We start from the raw sequence: 16,120 nt of genomic DNA, 5'->3' as shown, positions 1-16,120 counted from the left end.
CGAACGGGGGAAGGTCGGGATGGGGGACAAACGGCTCTGAATCAATGCAAACGGCGCGCGTCGATAATATCCGGCACCTGATTGAGACGTGCCAGCACGCGGCCAAGCACTTGCTGGTTATAGATCTCAATATCCATATCAATGGTCGCCAGCTGCTTTTTGGTGTCACTGCGGCTGGAGACGCCGAGCACATTGACCTTCTCGTTAGCCAGAATGGTGGTGATATCGCGTAGCAGGCCGCTACGATCGTTGGCGGTAACGCGTACCACCAGCGAGTAACCGCTGGAGTAATCCTCGCCCCACACCGCATCAACGATACGTTCTGGTGCGTGCGAAATCAGCTCGGTTAACTGGTCGCAGTCGGCGCGGTGAATCGAAATGCCGCGCCCCTGGGTGATAAAGCCCACGATATCGTCGCCTGGAATCGGCTGGCAGCAGCGGGCGATGTGGTGCAGCAGATTGCCTACGCCTTCCACCACCACGCGACCGCTCTCTTTGCGCGCGGACGGCGCATGTGACTTCTGCGTCAGCAGGCGCAGCGCCTCGCGATCTTCCTCTTCGGCGCTCGGCTTGTTGAGCTTGCCCTGCAGGAAATTCACCATCTGATTGAGGCGAATATCGCCGCCGCCAATCATCGCCAGCAGCTCATCCTGCGAACTGACGTTATAGCGCGGCAGCAGCAGTTTTTCCGCTTCGCGCATGCTGATATCCATCTGATTTAGCTCGCTTTCGAGGATCTGACGGCCAGCAATGATATTTTTGTCACGATCCTGTTTGCGGAACCAGGCATGAATTTTCGAGCGTCCGCGGCTGGTGGTGATATAGCCGAGATTCGGGTTCAGCCAGTCGCGGCTTGGGTTTGGCTGTTTCTGGGTGATCACTTCAATCTGATCGCCCATCTGCAACTGATAGGTAAACGGCACGATGCGCCCGCTGATTTTGGCGCCAATGCAGCGGTGGCCGATATCGCTGTGAATGTGGTAGGCGAAGTCGAGCGGCGTTGATCCCGCCGGCAGATCGACTACGTCACCTTTCGGGGTAAACACATACACGCGGTCGTCGAATACCTGGCTGCGCACCTCTTCCAGCATCTCGCCGGAATCAGCCATCTCTTCCTGCCAGCTAATCAGCTTACGCAGCCAGGCGATGCGCCCTTCATGTCCCGCCGCGCCGCGCGCATTGCTGGAGGTTGGACCTTCTTTGTACTTCCAGTGTGCGGCGACGCCCAGCTCGGCATCTTCATGCATCTGGCGCGTACGAATCTGGATTTCCACCGTTTTGCCCTGCGGACCCAGCACCACGGTATGAATCGATTGATAGCCGTTAGGCTTGGGATTGGCAACGTAGTCGTCAAACTCACTCGGCAGATGGCGAAACAGCGTATGCACCGTACCAAGCGCGCCGTAGCAATCCTGCAGCCGTTCCGCCACGATACGCACCGCGCGCACGTCAAACAGCTCATCGAACGCTAACGACTTCTTCTGCATCTTGCGCCAGATGCTGTAGATGTGTTTCGGACGGCCATACACTTCGGCACGCACGCCCTCTTTCTGCATCTCGGCGCGCAGATTGGCAACGAAGCTTTCAATATAGCCTTCGCGGTCAATACGGCGTTCATGCAGCAGCTTAGCAATGCGTTTGTATTCATCGGGATGCAGATAGCGGAAGCAGTAATCTTCCAGCTCCCATTTGAGCTGGCCGATACCCAAGCGGTTGGCCAGCGGCGCGTAGATATTGGTGCTCTCTTTCGCCGCGAGCACGCGCTCATCTTCTGGCGCGTCTTTCATTTCTCGCAGATGGGCGATACGTTCCGCCAGCTTGATAACCACGCAGCGAAAATCTTCCACCATCGCCAGCAGCATGCGGCGCACGTTATCCACCTGCTCGGAGGCCATCGAATCGTTGTGAATCGCTTTCAGCTGGCGAATGGCATCCATGTCGCGCACGCCGTGCACCAACATCACAATCTCTTTGCCAAAGGCTTTTTCGAGATCCTCTTCGCTCACCACATCGGCGTTGGCGAGCGGGAACAGCAGCGCCGCGCGCAGGCTGTCAATGTCCATGCTGAGCATGGTGAGAATTTCCACCATCTCAATACCGCGCCACAGCAGCAGAGCTTGATCAGGATGGTTGTGCGTTTCGGCTTCACAGTAGCGCCACGCATCCGCCAGTCGCTGACAGGATTGCGGATTGTTGATACTCAAACTGGCGATCCACTGGTCGAGGGCAAATTCGCCCGCCGTATTTAAATGCGCACTTCTAACCGCAACCATATCCTCTCCTGCCACAGCGATGTGGACATCGCTTATGCTTTGCTAAACAGCACCATGGATTCGAGATGACTGGTATGGGGAAACATATCCAGCATCGCGACCCTTTCCAAATGGTAGCCCGCTGACAGCAATGTCTGACTGTCACGCGCCAGCGTTGTAGGGTTACAGGAAACATAGACCACACGTTGCGGCGCAAGTTTAACCACATGCGCCATTACGCCCGCGGCCCCAGCACGCGCTGGATCCAGTAACACCTTGTTAAATCCCTGCGTCGCCCACGGCTGACGCGATACATCTTCCTCCAGGTTATGCTGGAAAAAGCGAACATTCTTGAGATTAGTCTGCTCAGCATTATACGCTGCCTGCTGCACTAATGCTGCAACGCCCTCCACACCTACAACATTTTGTACGAACTTTCCTAATGGCAAGGTAAAGTTTCCCATGCCGCAGAACAAATCCAGCACACGATCCTCTGGCTGCAAATCCAGCCATTCAATGGCTTTGGCGACCATCTGCTGATTCACACCATCGTTGACCTGAATAAAATTCTGCGGGCTAAAGGATAGCGGCAAATTCAACGAGTGATAAAAAGGTTCGCGCGCATTCAGCGCCTGCAAACTTTCACTGCCATCAGCCAGATAGAGCGACAGTTGCTGCTCATGCGAAAAGCGTTCCAGTTTTGCGCGGTCGCCGGCAGATAATGCATCAAGATGACGCAGCACCATCAGCGGGCCATTATCCGCCAGCACCAATTCTACGTGGCCTAACCGTTTAACCGCCTGTAAATCGCTGAGGCACTGGTGCAGCGGCTGCAGCAACGCTTCAAGTTCGGGCACCAAAACCGGGCATTGCTTCAGTTCAACCAGATCGTTGCTGGCGGCCTGACGGAACCCCATTTGCAAACGCTGCTGTTTTGGCTGCCACTGCAATCCTAAACGTGCCCGGCGACGATAACCCCACGCGCTGCCGCTGATGATCTCATCCACCTTCACCGGCAGCGGCGCTTCGCGGCTTAACATGCGGCTTAATGCGCGCGCTTTACTCTCATGCTGCAAAGCCACCGAGGCATGTTGCTGCTGGCAGCCGCCGCACACCCCAAAATGGACGCAGCGCGGTTTTTCCCGCTGTGGGCTGGGATTGAGGATCTTATTGGCTTTGGCGCGCGCGTATTTGCTTTTATCCTCAAACACCATCACTTCCGCCTGTTCACCGGGCAGCGCGCCGCTAACAAACATCGCCTTGCCTTTATGGCGCGCAACACCTTGTCCGAAAGGATCGAGGTCTTCAATGGTGACGGATATGCGAGCCTTCGTCGTCACACGCTGTTTTGCGGAGTAAAATTGCGCCATAGTATTGTGAAATCTCTACGTTAATTGGGTGTGCAGCCAGTAACCGTGCTCGCACAGGGAAAAAATGCCAGGAGTCGCCAGGCCACAATTATGACCAAATACAGCCTGCGGGCGCGAATGATGATTTTGATACTGGCGCCAACGCTGATGATTGGTCTGCTGCTCAGTACCTTCTTTGTGGTGCACCGCTACAATGAATTACAGCATCAGGTGCACGATGCGGGAGCGAACATCATCGAACCGCTGGCGGTCTCCAGTGAATACGGCATGACGTGGCACAACCGCGATGCGATTCGCGAGTTAGTCAGTCTGCTACATCGCCGCCACTCCAATATTGTCCGTGCCATCACCATTTTCGACAACAACAATCACGTCTACGTCACCTCGAATAACAATCAGAATCTGGCGCTGCTGCAAAAAGAGGACATCTCCACGCTGGAAGATGGTGTCTCGGTGGAGCGGCAAGGCACGATTATGATTCTGCGCACGCCGATCATCTCTGAACGCTATTCGGTAGATGAGTTGCCGGGCGAAGATGCCAAACCTGCCGGGAATCCGCTGGGTTATGTGGCGATCGAGCTGGATCTGCAATCGGTGCGGCTGGAGCAGTACAAAGAGGTGTTTGTCGCCACGCTGCTGCTGCTGTTCTGCCTGTGCATCGCCATGCTGTTTGCCTATCGCCTGATGCGCGACGTCACCGGCCCGATTCGCAACATGGTTACCACCGTGGACCGCATTCGTCGCGGCCAGCTAGACAGTCGCGTGGATGGCTACATGCTGGGCGAGCTGAGCATTCTGAAAAACGGCATCAACGCGATGGCAATGTCGCTCACCGCCTATCACGAAGAGATGCAACAGAACATCGATCAGGCGACTTACGATCTGCGCGAAACGCTGGAACAGCTGGAGATTCAGAACGTGGAGTTGGATCTGGCGAAGAAGCGCGCGCAGGAAGCGGCGCGTATCAAATCGGAGTTCCTCGCCAACATGTCGCATGAGCTGCGTACGCCGCTAAACGGCGTAATTGGCTTTACCCGTCAGATGCTAAAAACCGGGCTGAGCACCAACCAGCGCGACTACATGAGCACCATCGAGCGTTCGGCGAATAACCTGCTGAGCATCATTAATGACGTGCTCGATTTCTCGAAACTGGAAGCCGGCAAGCTGGTGCTGGAGTCGATCCCGTTCCCGCTGCGCGCCACGCTGGATGAAACGCTGGTGCTGCTGGCGCCGTCCGCCCATGACAAAGGGCTGGAAATTACCGTGTGCCTGGAAAAACAGGTGCCGGACAATGTGATTGGCGATCCGCTGCGCCTGCAGCAGATCATGATCAACCTGATTGGTAACGCGATTAAATTCACCGAACACGGTCATATCGATCTGCGCGTTGAGCTGCGTAGCATCAGCACCATGCGCGTCGAGCTGGAGATTCAGGTGCATGACACCGGCATCGGTATTTCCGAACAGCAGCAGTCACAGCTGTTCCAGGCGTTCCGTCAGGCCGATGCCAGCATTACGCGCCGTCATGGCGGCACCGGTTTGGGGTTAGTGATCACGCAGAAACTGGTGAGCGAAATGGGCGGCGAAATTGCCTTCCACAGCCGCCCGAATCAGGGTTCGACCTTCTGGGTGCATATTCATCTCGATCTCAATCCGAACGCGCCAGCCATTCCGCGCATGCTGGATGATTTGCGCGCCACGCCGCTGGCTTATATCGAGCCACATCCGGCGGTGGCGAAAGCGGTGCAGGAGATGTTGAGCATCACGCCGCTGCAGGTGCAGCACTTCTCCAGCCTGGATGAGATGCCCGATACACACTTCCCGCTGCTGCTGATGGGTTTGCCGGTCACCGAGCCACATCCTGCGACGCTGCCGGATGCGTTGATTAAGCATCTGCATGCGCGTGCCGACTCGGTGCTGCTGGCGCTGCCGAGTGAAATGATGCTGTTTGCCGATGACTTACGGGCGCGCGGCATTGCCGGGTGTATCGCCAAACCGGTTTCGTTGACGCGCTTGCTGCCGATGCTGCTGGACTTACATGACTGGCAAAGCGATGCGCTGCCGCGCGGCGCACGTCAGCCGCTGACGGTAATGGCGGTGGATGACAATCCCGCCAACCTGAAACTGATTGGCGCGCTGCTGGAGGAGCAGGTGCAGCACATCATTCTCTGCGATAACGCCGAGCAGGCGATTCGCCAGGCACGCCTGCATAAGCTGGACGTGATTCTGATGGACATTCAGATGCCGGATATCGATGGCATTCGCGCCAGCGAAATCATCCGCAGCCTGCCGCTGCACGCCACCACACCGATTGTTGCCGTTACTGCGCATGCGCTGGATGGCGAACGTGCGCAGCTCATCAACGCTGGCATGAATGACTATCTGGCGAAGCCGATTGATGAGGACAAACTGAGCCAGCTGCTGCAGCGTTACGCGCCGAACCGGGTCATGCCACAGCCGCAACAGCCGCATGTGGCGCCGTCACTGGACTGGATGCTGGCGCTGCGTCAGGCCGCCAATAAACCCGATTTAGCCCGCGATTTGCTGCAAATGCTGCTGGATTTCTTGCCGGAAGTGGAAGAGCGCGTGGAGAGTGCCATGGCGAGTAATGATGTGGTGGGATTGCGCGAGATTATTCACAAGCTACACGGCAGCGCCAGCTACAGCGGCGTGCCGCGCCTGAAGCAGCTGTGCCAGCAGCTGGAGAAGAGTTTGCATCAGGAGAGCGATATCGACGCGCTGGAGCCGGAGCTGCTGGAGTTGAGTGATGAGATGGCGAACGTGGCGCGAGAGGCAAGAAAGTTGTTGGCGTTGGGTTAGTGCGGTGCGGTGATGAACCAGGTCGGCATAAATGCCGACCCTACTACGTCATTATGCGTGCTCATTTGTAGGGTCGCCATTCATGGCGACCAGGCTTACCACGCTTTCCCAACTTTAATCACCGCCGCCACATTACGCGCCGTCAGGCGCACGTTCTGCGCCGCGTTGGCCAGCGCGTCGTCCAACGTGCAGATGCTAAACAGCACGCTGAACACCGCATCCAGCCCGTGTTGATGCACCACGCCGACATCCGCGGTTAAACTTCCGGCAATGCCAATCACCGGCTTATTAAACTGCTTCGCGACTTTTGCCACACCAATCGGCACCTTGCCGTTGATGCTCTGGCTATCAATGCGCCCTTCGCCGGTAATCACCAGATCGGCATCTTTCACCTGCTCGGCCAGGCCCAAGGCTTCAGTGACAATTTCAATGCCGCTGCGTAACTCGGCCTGACAAAACGCATGCAGCGCCGCGCCCATGCCGCCCGCCGCGCCGCCGCCATCAATGTGTAAAACATCAATATCCAGATCGCGATGAATCAGGGTGGCGTAATGTTCCAGTGCTTTGTCCAGCTGCTGCACCAGTTCCGGCGTCGCGCCTTTCTGCGGACCGAAGATCGCCGAAGCGCCCTTATCACCGGTGAGCGGATTACTGACATCGCAGGCGACTTCAAAGCGACACTGCTTAATACGCGTATCCAGCTTTTCGATATCAATGCGCGCCAGCTGCGGCAATGCACCGCCGCCGTAGGCGATTTGCTTGCCGTGCTCATCCAGCAGTTGCGCGCCCAGCGCCTGCATCATGCCGGAACCGCCATCGTTGGTGGCGCTGCCGCCAATGCCAATGATGATGTGATCGACACCGCGATCGAGCGCATCTTTGATCAGCTCGCCGGTACCGAACGAGGTGGTAATCAGCGGATCGCGCTGTGCAGCAGGCACTAACTCCAGCCCGCTGGCCGCCGCCATTTCGATAAACGCGGTTCGCTCATCACCTGACAAACCGTAGAACGCCTCCACTGGCTTGCCGAGCGGTCCAGTAACCGTCAGCCGGACAATGTTTCCCTGCGTTGCCGCCACCATCGCTTCAACCGTGCCTTCACCACCGTCGGCAACCGGTATTTTCACGTACTCAGCTTCGGGAAAGATCTCGCGGAATCCCGCTTCAATCGCCGAAGCCACTTCCAGGGCGGATAAACTCTCTTTATATGAATCCGGTGCGATGACAATTTTCATAGGCAATCCAGCGCGGTTGATGACGGACATCCGTCCTGCGAAGGCAGCGAGCCGCCCGACATCCGTAGACGCCGGACGATTGCACTACCGGGTGATCTCAACTTTCGCTAATTTTTCATAATAGCAGGCCAGCGCGCTATGGTCGGAAGTGCCCTGTCCATCCACTTTCAGGGCCTGCATCATCTCCATCACTGCGGCAGTCAGCGGCAGATGCGCACCGATCTCGTGCGAGGTATCCAGCGCATTGGCCAGATCTTTGATATGCAGATCGATGCGGAAGCCCGGTTTGAAGTTACGATCCAGCACCATCGGCGCTTTGGCATCCAGCACGGTGCTGCCTGCCAGACCACCACGAATCGCCTGATAAACCAGCTCAGGATTAACGCCCGCTTTGGTCGCCAGCGACAGCGCTTCTGACATCGCCGCGATGTTAAGCGCCACAATCACCTGGTTCGCCAGCTTAGTCACATTCCCCGCACCAATGTCACCGGTGTGGACCACCGAACCCGCCATCGCTTTCATGATGTCGTAGCACTGATCAAACACCGCTTTATCGCCGCCCACCATCACCGACAGCGTGCCTTCAATCGCTTTCGGCTCGCCGCCGCTGACTGGCGCATCGAGCATTTTGATGCCTTTCGCCGCCAGCGCATCGTGCACTTCGCGGCTGGCCAACGGCGCAATGGAACTCATGTCGATAACAATCAGGCCCGGCTTCGCGCCTTCGATGATGCCGTTAGCGCCGAGGCACACCTCTTTAACCTGTGGCGAGTTCGGTACCATGGTGATCAACACATCCACCTGTTCAGCCACCTCTTTTGGCGTCTTGGCCACGGTGGCGCCCAGCTCCACCAACTCTGCTTCGTTACTAACATTATGGTCGCGCACCACCAGCGAATAACCGGCTTTCACCAGGTTTTTACTCATCGGTTTGCCCATGATGCCGAGGCCGATAAATCCAATTTTCATTGCCTTTCCTCTCAGTCAGTTATTTTTTAAATTTGTCACACAGCGCCTGCGTGGCGTTACGGAACACACCCAGATCGCTGCCTACCGCCACAAAGCTGGCGCCCCACTCCAGATAGCGGCGCGCATCGGCTTCCACCGGCGCCAGAATGCCGCTCGGTTTCCCCGCCGCTTTGGCGCGTTCGAAGACGTGTTTAATCACTTTCAATACTTCGGGATGCGCAGGCTGGCCCAGATAGCCGAGCGCGGCCGAGAGATCGCCCGGCCCAACGAAGATGCCATCGACGCCCTCCACCGCGGCGATAGCATCAATGTTGTCCACCGCCTGTTGCGTTTCGATCTGCACCAGCACCGTGATGTTGTCGTTAATGGTGCTGTTGTAATCCGGCAGCGTGCCGTACATGTTGCTGCGGTGTGAAACCGACACACCGCGAATGCCCGCCGGTGGATAGCGAGTAGATGCCACCGCGCGAATCGCTTCTTCCTCGGTTTCCACAAATGGCACCAGGAAGTTGTAGAAGCCGATATCCAGCAAGCGCTTGATGATGATCGGTTCGTTGCACGGCGGACGCACCACCGGCGCGCTGTGGCTGCCCTTCAGTGCCATTAGCTGCGGCACAAAGGTGGTGATGTCATTCGGCGCGTGTTCGCCATCCAGCACCAGCCAGTCAAAGCCCGCCAGGCCCAGCACTTCAGTGGTAAGGGGATTAGCCAGCGCGCACCAGCTGCCAATCAGGGTTTCTCCTGCCAGCAAACGGCGACGAAAAGGGTTCGGCCAGGCATTGCTCATTGTCTTCACTCCTGTCGGTTACAGCAGGCTCCCGCGCGGGGAGCCGGAAAAGTTAGCGCACCAGGCACGGACGCTTGTTATCAAAGGTCCAGTTCGGTACGAGGAACTGCATGGCTTGCGCATCATCGCGCGCGCCCAAACCGTGTTTCTGATACAGCGCGTTGGCCTGCATCACCTGATCCATATCCAGCTCGACGCCGAGACCCGGTTTTTGCGGCACCTGCACCATGCCGCCTTTAATCTGTAGCGGCTCTTTGGTCAGGCGCTGATTGCCTTCCTGCCAAATCCAGTGGGTATCGATAGCGGTAATCGCGCCCGGTGCGGCGGCGGCAACGTGGGTAAACATCGCCAGCGAGATGTCGAAGTGGTTGTTAGAGTGCGAGCCCCACGTCAGGCCGAAGTCGTGACACATCTGCGCCACGCGCACCGAACCCTGCATCGTCCAGAAGTGCGGATCGGCCAGCGGGATATCGACCGATTGCAGCGACAGCGTGTGGCCCATTTGACGCCAGTCAGTGGCGATCATGTTGGTAGCAGTCGGCATGCCGGTGGCGCGGCGAAATTCCGCCATCACTTCGCGACCGGAATAGCCTTGCTCAGCGCCGCACGGATCTTCCGCATAGGCCAGCACGCCTTTCAGCTGCTTACCGAGCAGAATCGCTTCGTTCAGCGACCAGGCACCGTTAGGATCAAGCGTAACGCGCGCCTGCGGGAAGCGCTTCGCCAGCGCCGTCACCGCTTCAGCCTCTTCGCCACCGCGCAGCACGCCGCCTTTCAGTTTGAAATCGTTAAAGCCATATTTTTCATAGGCCGCTTCCGCCAGGCGCACCACCGTATCCGGCGTCAACGCTTCTTCGTGGCGCAGGCGATACCAATCGCATTTATCATTTTCCTGGCTCTGATACGGCAGCGAGGTTTTCTTACGGTCGCCGACATAGAACAGATAGCCGAGCATTTCTACCCGGTCGCGCTGCTGACCATCGCCGAGCAACGAGGCGACGTTCACGCCTAAATGCTGTCCCAGCAGATCGAGCAGCGCCGCTTCGATGCCGGTGACCACGTGAATGGTGGTACGCAAATCAAAGGTTTGGTTGCCGCGCCCGCTGGAATCGCGGTCGGCAAAGGTGCTGCGCACCAGGTTGAGGATGTTTTTGTATTCGCCAACGGTTTTCTGCACCACCAGCGCCGCCGCATCCTCCAGCGTCTGACGAATCTTTTCGCCGCCCGGAATCTCACCCACGCCGGTATGTCCGGCATTGTCTTTAATGATGACGATATTGCGGGTGAAAAACGGTGAATGCGCGCCGCTCAGGTTGAGCAACATGCTGTCGTAACCGGCCACCGGAATGACCTGCAGCGATGTAATTTTCGGTGTCTGACTCATTTCCTGCTCCTTAGACTTAGCCGCGACCAAATGCTGGACGCTTGCGGTCGAATGACCAATTGGGAACCAGATACTGCATCGCGGTGGCGTCATTACGTGCGCCCGCCGGCAGCGATTTGTACAAAGCGTTGGCCTGATGCAGGCGGTCCCAATCCAGCTCGACGCCAAGGCCCGGCTTATCCGGCACGGCGATTTTGCCGTTACGGATCTGCAGCGGCTCTTTGGTGAGGCGCTGATCGCCCTCCTGCCAAATCCAGTGCGTATCAATGGCGGTCGGTTTACCCGGTGCAGCTGCACCTACGTGGGTGAACATCGCCAGCGAAATGTCGAAGTGGTTGTTGGAATGACAGCCCCACGTCAGGCCCCAGTCGTCACACAGCTGTGCCACGCGCACCGCGCCGCTCAGCGTCCAGAAGTGCGGATCGGCCAGCGGGATATCGACGGAATTGAGCATCACCGCGTGGTTCATCTCGCGCCAGTTGGTGGCGATCATGTTGGTGGCGACCGGCAACCCCGTCGCACGGCGGAATTCGGCCATGACTTCGCGGCCAGAATAACCCTGCTCGGCACCGCACGGATCTTCGGCGTAGGTCAGCACATCGCCCATGCCTTTACACAAGCGAATGGCTTCATCCAGCGTCCAGGCACCGTTGGGATCGACGGTGATGCGCGCATCGGGGAATCGTTTTTTTAGCGCCACCGCCGACTCAATCTCCTGCTCGCCCGGCAGCACGCCGCCTTTGAGTTTGAAATCTTTGAAGCCATATTTGTCCTGCGCCGCTTCCGCCAGACGCACCACAGATTCCGGCGTCAGCGCCTCCTGATGACGCAAGTGATACCAGTCGTGGCTGGCATTTTCGCCGGTCAGATACGGCAAATCGGTTTTGCGACGATCGCCGAGATAGAACAGATAGCCGAGCACCGTGACCTCATCGCGCTGCTGGCCCGGACCGAGCAGTTCCGCCACCGGCACGCCGAGACATTGGCCGAGTAAATCCAGTAGCGCCGCTTCCAGCGCGGCCACCGCATTGACGCGCAGCTCGAAGGTCCACGCGCCCTTGCCGAAGGTATCGAAATCCGCCGACTGATTGCCTTTGTGCACCTGCTGCACCAGACGATTCATGCGGGCAACCTGCTGACCTTTTACCTGCGGAATCGCCTCAACTAGCGTTTGGTAGATGGTTTCCCCGCCCGGCGCTTCACCGACGCCGGTGTGTCCCGCGCTATCCGTGAGCACCACGATATTGCGGGTGAAGCAGGCGCTGTGCGCGCCACCGATGTTGAGCAGCATGCTGTCGTAACCGGCAACCGGAATCACCTGCATGTCGGTGATGACCGGCGTGCTTTGCGTAGTCATATTCCGTCCTTATGGCCTGGTTTTCAGTTCAACGCGTTTGATATCGCCGGCAATCACCAGGAAACTAAATGCGGCGACAAAGGCATGGATACCGACATAAATCAGCGCGCCCTCGAAGGATCCGCTGGTGGCGATGATGTAACCGATGGCAATTGGCGTGACGATGCCGGAGAAGTTACCGAACATGTTGAACAAGCCGCCGCTCAAACCGCTGATCTCTTTCGGGGCGGTATCTGCCATCACTGCCCAACCCAGCGCACCAATGCCTTTGCCGAAAAATGCCAGCGCCATAAAGAACACCACCACCCATTCGGTGTCGGTGTAGTTACACATCACCATCGAGATGGAGAGCAGCATACCGAGCACAATCGGCGTTTTACGCGCGATGTTCAGCGAACCGGTTTTACGCATCAGGTAATCAGAAATCACGCCGCCCAATACGCCGCCGAGGAAGCCACACACCGCGGGAATCGAGGCAATAAAGCCGGCCTTCAGAATCGACATGCCGCGCGCCTGCACCAGATACACCGGGAACCAGGTAATAAAGAAGTAGGTTAAGGCGTTGACGCAGTATTGGCCGAGATAGATGCCCAGCATCATGCGTGAGGTCAGTAGCTGTTTGATCTGGAACCACTTCTCGCTCCAGCTCACTTTGCGGTCATCCTTTTTGACGTCCATGTTGATCAGCGCGCCGCCCTGCTCCATGTACTCCAGCTCGGCTTTGTTAACGCCCGGATGATCGGTGGGATCGTGGATCACTTTCAGCCAGATAAAGCTGAGGATGATGCCCAATCCGCCCATGAACCAGAACACGTGCGCCCAGCCCACTTCGGAGACCAGCCAACCCATGATCGGCGCGAAGATTACCGTGGCAAAGTATTGCGCCGAGTTAAAGATTGCGACGGCGGTGCCGCGCTCCTGTGCCGGGAACCAGGCCGCAACAATGCGGCTATTGCCGGGGAAGGATGGCGCTTCAGCCAGGCCGACCAGGAAGCGCAACAGGAACAGCGAAATGATAATGCCAAAACCGCTGAACAGATCGACGAAGCCTTGCAGCAAGGTAAACAGCGACCAGAGGAAGATGCTCCAGAAGTAGACGCGTTTTGAGCCGAAGCGGTCGAGCAGCCAGCCGCCCGGAATCTGCCCAATCACGTACGCCCAGGAAAAGGCGGAGAAGATATAGCCAAGGCCGACCGAATCAAGGCCGATCTCTTTGGACATCGCCGAACCGGCAATCGAAATGGTTGCGCGGTCACCGTAGTTGAACGAGGTGACGATAAATAACATCACCACAATCCAGTAACGGGCATTAGTGCGCTTTTGCACTGCTTCCGCTGTCTGGCTGAAACTATTCATGATGCACTCCTGAAATATAGCGAACGCTACATCCACTCTGACTGCATACACATCGCGTTGGGTATCAGAATGAAGTCGGGTTAAACACGGCGATTTTTATATTTGGCAATACGATGATGCGTCGTGACGAATAACCTAACGTTTAAGAACGAGAATCAGTATAGGAACAGCCTGGCGGCGAAACATTGGAAGAAAGCATGAGGATTAAGGTCAAATGATAATGATTTTATGGCATCTGCACATAACGCTGCGGCTTGGCTCACGGAACGCTTTTTTGCTCCCTGATTTTGCCTGGTTAACGTACAGGACAACGGCAGTTTGTGAGTCCCTTCACTTGTGTTTGGATAAACGAACCAAATTCCCCTGATAAATCTCCTTAAAGCCAGTCAGTTGCACAATGCATACGGCAAATACCCCTGCATATACTGAGGCTGGCAAAAAACGATGACGTGATGGACGTATTTTAAACCGCGCTGCTACGTACGGTGCGACGAACTGGAAGGTGAGCAATGAACCGTCCTCTGACAGAAAAACCGCTCTATATCAAAGTGCACGATGCCGATAACGTGGCGATCGTGGTCAACAATCAGGGATTACCGTCCGGCACCCGTTTCGACGACGGACTGCAACTGACTGAGCATGTGCCGCAGGGACATAAAGTCGCACTGAGCGACATCCCACAAGCGGGCGCGATCCTGCGCTACGGTGAAGTGATTGGCTACGCGCTGCGCCCCATCCCACAAGGTAGCTGGATTGAAGAATCACTGGTAGCGCTGCCCGAAGCGCCGCCACTCAACAGTTTGCCGTTGGCAAACAATGTGCCGCCCGCGCTGCCGCCGCTGGAAGGTTATACCTTCGAAGGCTATCGCAACGCGGATGGCAGCGTGGGCACGCGTAACCTGCTCGGCATCACCACCAGCGTTCACTGCGTAGCGGGCGTGGTGGATTATGTGGTGCAGATCATTGAGCGTGATTTGCTGCCGCGCTATCCCAACGTCGATGGCGTGGTGGCGCTGAATCATCTGTATGGCTGCGGCGTGGCAATCAATGCGCCCGCTGCGGTGGTGCCGATTCGCACCATTCATAATCTGGCACTGAATCCCAATTTCGGTGGCGAAGTGATGATCGTCAGCCTCGGCTGCGAGAAGTTACAGCCGGAAAGACTGCTGACCGGCACACCCGACGTGCAGGCAATTTCGCTGGATGACAACGATATTGTGCGGTTGCAGGATGAGCGACTGGTGGGCTTCGGCGCGATGGTGGATGAAATCCTGCAGGTCGCCGAACGCCATTTGAAAAAGCTGAATCAACGTCAGCGCGAAACCTGTTCGGCTTCAGAGCTGGTGATCGGCACGCAGTGCGGCGGCAGCGACGCCTTCTCGGGCGTAACGGCGAACCCCGCCGTGGGATTTGCTTCTGATTTGCTGGTGCGCTGCGGCGCAACGGTGATGTTCTCGGAAGTGACCGAAGTGCGTGATGCCATCCATCTGCTGACACCGCGCGTGGTGGATGAAGCGGTCGGCAAACGGCTGCTGGAAGAGATGGCGTGGTATGACGATTATCTCAGCCAGGGCCAAACCGATCGCAGCGCCAATCCTTCGCCGGGCAACAAAAAAGGCGGGCTGGCGAATGTGGTGGAGAAAGCGCTGGGCTCGATTGCGAAGTCAGGTCGCAGCCCGATCGTTGAAGTGTTGTCGCCAGGACAGCGCCCCACCAAACGCGGGCTGATTTACGCGGCCACGCCAGCCAGCGATTTCGTGTGTGGCACACAGCAGATGGCATCAGGCATTACCTTGCAGGTGTTCACCACCGGGCGCGGCACGCCTTACGGTTTGGCGGCCATTCCGGTGATCAAGATGGCAACGCGCAATGCGCTGGCCGAACGCTGGCATGATTTGATGGATATTAATGCCGGGACCATCGCGACGGGTGAAGAGAGTATTGAACAGGTCGGTTGGCGACTGTTTGAATTGATTCTGGATATTGCCAGCGGGCGCAAGCAGACGTGGTCGGATCGCTGGGGGATTCGTAATCAGCTGGCGGTGTTTAATCCGGCGCCGGTGACGTGATGACCAGGTTGGCATGAATGCCAACCCTATAACGCTTCTGTAGGGTCGCCATTCATGGCGACCTCACTCATTACAGCAACTTACCCCAGCTCTCCACCCAAGGTGAGGTCACTGATTCTGGCTCCGGATCTTCCGTCGCATCCACCAGCAGCACCTCGCCGACACGCTGCGCGCTCTGCTCCTGCAAGGTAGCATCGAAGGTTTTACCGGCACCGCAGAAATTGTCATAGCTGCTGTCACCCAAGCCAATCACGCCGTAACGCAATTCTGGCTGATAACCCAGCTCATCGCGCACCGCAACATACAGGCGGGCGATGTTATCCGGGAAGTCACCTTGGCCGGTGGTTGAGGTGACAATCAACACCACCTCTTTGCTGTATGCCTGCCAATCCGCCATCGACGGATCTTCAAACACCTTCACGTCGTGGCCCTGCTCTTCCAACACCGTCTGTGCTTCTTCCGCTACCAGCAGCGCATTGCCGTAAACCGTACCTGTAAAAATGCCAATCTTTGCCATCTTG

11 protein-coding genes are annotated in these 16,120 nt (G+C 57.2%); 2 read left to right on the top strand and 9 right to left on the bottom strand.

Annotated features, from left to right (window positions below):
- Window positions 1–41 precede the first annotated feature (41 nt).
- Entirely contained in the window at window positions 42–2,273 is a 2,232-nt protein-coding gene (relA, locus tag K5Y32_RS20015; protein WP_101762592.1) for a GTP diphosphokinase, read from the bottom strand.
- Window positions 2,274–2,305: 32 nt separating this feature from the next.
- Window positions 2,306–3,622: a 23S rRNA (uracil(1939)-C(5))-methyltransferase RlmD gene (rlmD, locus tag K5Y32_RS20010; protein ID WP_222185575.1), complete on the bottom strand. Its 1,317-nt coding sequence runs from the start codon at window positions 3,620–3,622 to the stop codon at window positions 2,306–2,308.
- A gap of 90 nt (window positions 3,623–3,712) precedes the next feature.
- Between rlmD and barA the strand changes: the two genes are divergently transcribed.
- Window positions 3,713–6,442 (top strand): two-component sensor histidine kinase BarA, encoded by a 2,730-nt coding sequence (barA, locus tag K5Y32_RS20005; RefSeq protein ID WP_222185574.1) that lies wholly within the window; start codon window positions 3,713–3,715, stop codon window positions 6,440–6,442.
- A 95-nt stretch (window positions 6,443–6,537) separates the two neighbouring features.
- Here barA and K5Y32_RS20000 read toward each other — a convergent pair whose 3' ends face one another.
- From K5Y32_RS20000 to K5Y32_RS19975, 6 genes are all read right to left on the bottom strand, one after another.
- Entirely contained in the window at window positions 6,538–7,677 is a 1,140-nt protein-coding gene (locus K5Y32_RS20000; protein WP_222185573.1) for a glycerate kinase, read from the bottom strand.
- A gap of 84 nt (window positions 7,678–7,761) precedes the next feature.
- Window positions 7,762–8,646: a 2-hydroxy-3-oxopropionate reductase gene (gene garR / locus K5Y32_RS19995; RefSeq protein WP_064738030.1), complete on the bottom strand. Its 885-nt coding sequence runs from the start codon at window positions 8,644–8,646 to the stop codon at window positions 7,762–7,764.
- 19 nt (window positions 8,647–8,665) lie between these two features.
- Entirely contained in the window at window positions 8,666–9,433 is a 768-nt protein-coding gene (garL, locus tag K5Y32_RS19990; RefSeq protein WP_101762587.1) for a 2-dehydro-3-deoxyglucarate aldolase, read from the bottom strand.
- 52 nt (window positions 9,434–9,485) lie between these two features.
- On the bottom strand, window positions 9,486–10,817 hold the full coding sequence (gudD, locus tag K5Y32_RS19985) for a glucarate dehydratase (protein ID WP_222185572.1): 1,332 nt from the start codon (window positions 10,815–10,817) through the stop codon (window positions 9,486–9,488).
- Between the two features lie 16 nt (window positions 10,818–10,833).
- Window positions 10,834–12,174, bottom strand: a complete 1,341-nt coding sequence (locus K5Y32_RS19980; RefSeq protein ID WP_222185571.1) for a glucarate dehydratase family protein — start codon at window positions 12,172–12,174, stop codon at window positions 10,834–10,836.
- Window positions 12,175–12,183: 9 nt separating this feature from the next.
- A complete protein-coding gene (locus K5Y32_RS19975; RefSeq protein ID WP_101762584.1) occupies window positions 12,184–13,530 on the bottom strand; it encodes an MFS transporter in 1,347 nt (448 codons plus the stop codon).
- Between the two features lie 509 nt (window positions 13,531–14,039).
- Here K5Y32_RS19975 and garD point away from each other — a divergent pair.
- A complete protein-coding gene (gene garD / locus K5Y32_RS19970) occupies window positions 14,040–15,599 on the top strand; it encodes a galactarate dehydratase (protein WP_222185570.1) in 1,560 nt (519 codons plus the stop codon).
- A gap of 70 nt (window positions 15,600–15,669) precedes the next feature.
- Here the strand turns inward: garD and K5Y32_RS19965 are convergent, their stop codons facing one another.
- A complete protein-coding gene (locus K5Y32_RS19965) occupies window positions 15,670–16,116 on the bottom strand; it encodes a flavodoxin (protein WP_222185569.1) in 447 nt (148 codons plus the stop codon).
- Window positions 16,117–16,120: the final 4 nt, after the last annotated feature.

This window comes from Pantoea sp. DY-15 (genome assembly GCF_019795935.1).
Classification (GTDB): domain Bacteria; phylum Pseudomonadota; class Gammaproteobacteria; order Enterobacterales; family Enterobacteriaceae; genus Pantoea; species Pantoea leporis.
The sequence above is the reverse complement of the archived record's forward strand: the minus strand, read 5'-3'. Positions and strand labels throughout refer to the sequence as shown.

What these genes read in the sequence shown, in the direction of transcription:
- relA (WP_101762592.1), bottom strand. Translation starts at nt 2,273, where the DNA reads ATGGTTGCGGTTAGAAGTGCGCATTTAAATACGGCGGGCGAATTTGCC.
- rlmD (WP_222185575.1), bottom strand. Translation starts at nt 3,622, where the DNA reads ATGGCGCAATTTTACTCCGCAAAACAGCGTGTGACGACGAAGGCTCGC.
- barA (WP_222185574.1), top strand. Translation starts at nt 3,713, where the DNA reads ATGACCAAATACAGCCTGCGGGCGCGAATGATGATTTTGATACTGGCG.
- K5Y32_RS20000 (WP_222185573.1), bottom strand. Translation starts at nt 7,677, where the DNA reads ATGAAAATTGTCATCGCACCGGATTCATATAAAGAGAGTTTATCCGCC.
- garR (WP_064738030.1), bottom strand. Translation starts at nt 8,646, where the DNA reads ATGAAAATTGGATTTATCGGCCTCGGCATCATGGGCAAACCGATGAGT.
- garL (WP_101762587.1), bottom strand. Translation starts at nt 9,433, where the DNA reads ATGAGCAATGCCTGGCCGAACCCTTTTCGTCGCCGTTTGCTGGCAGGA.
- gudD (WP_222185572.1), bottom strand. Translation starts at nt 10,817, where the DNA reads ATGAGTCAGACACCGAAAATTACATCGCTGCAGGTCATTCCGGTGGCC.
- K5Y32_RS19980 (WP_222185571.1), bottom strand. Translation starts at nt 12,174, where the DNA reads ATGACTACGCAAAGCACGCCGGTCATCACCGACATGCAGGTGATTCCG.
- K5Y32_RS19975 (WP_101762584.1), bottom strand. Translation starts at nt 13,530, where the DNA reads ATGAATAGTTTCAGCCAGACAGCGGAAGCAGTGCAAAAGCGCACTAAT.
- garD (WP_222185570.1), top strand. Translation starts at nt 14,040, where the DNA reads ATGAACCGTCCTCTGACAGAAAAACCGCTCTATATCAAAGTGCACGAT.
- K5Y32_RS19965 (WP_222185569.1), bottom strand. Translation starts at nt 16,116, where the DNA reads ATGGCAAAGATTGGCATTTTTACAGGTACGGTTTACGGCAATGCGCTG.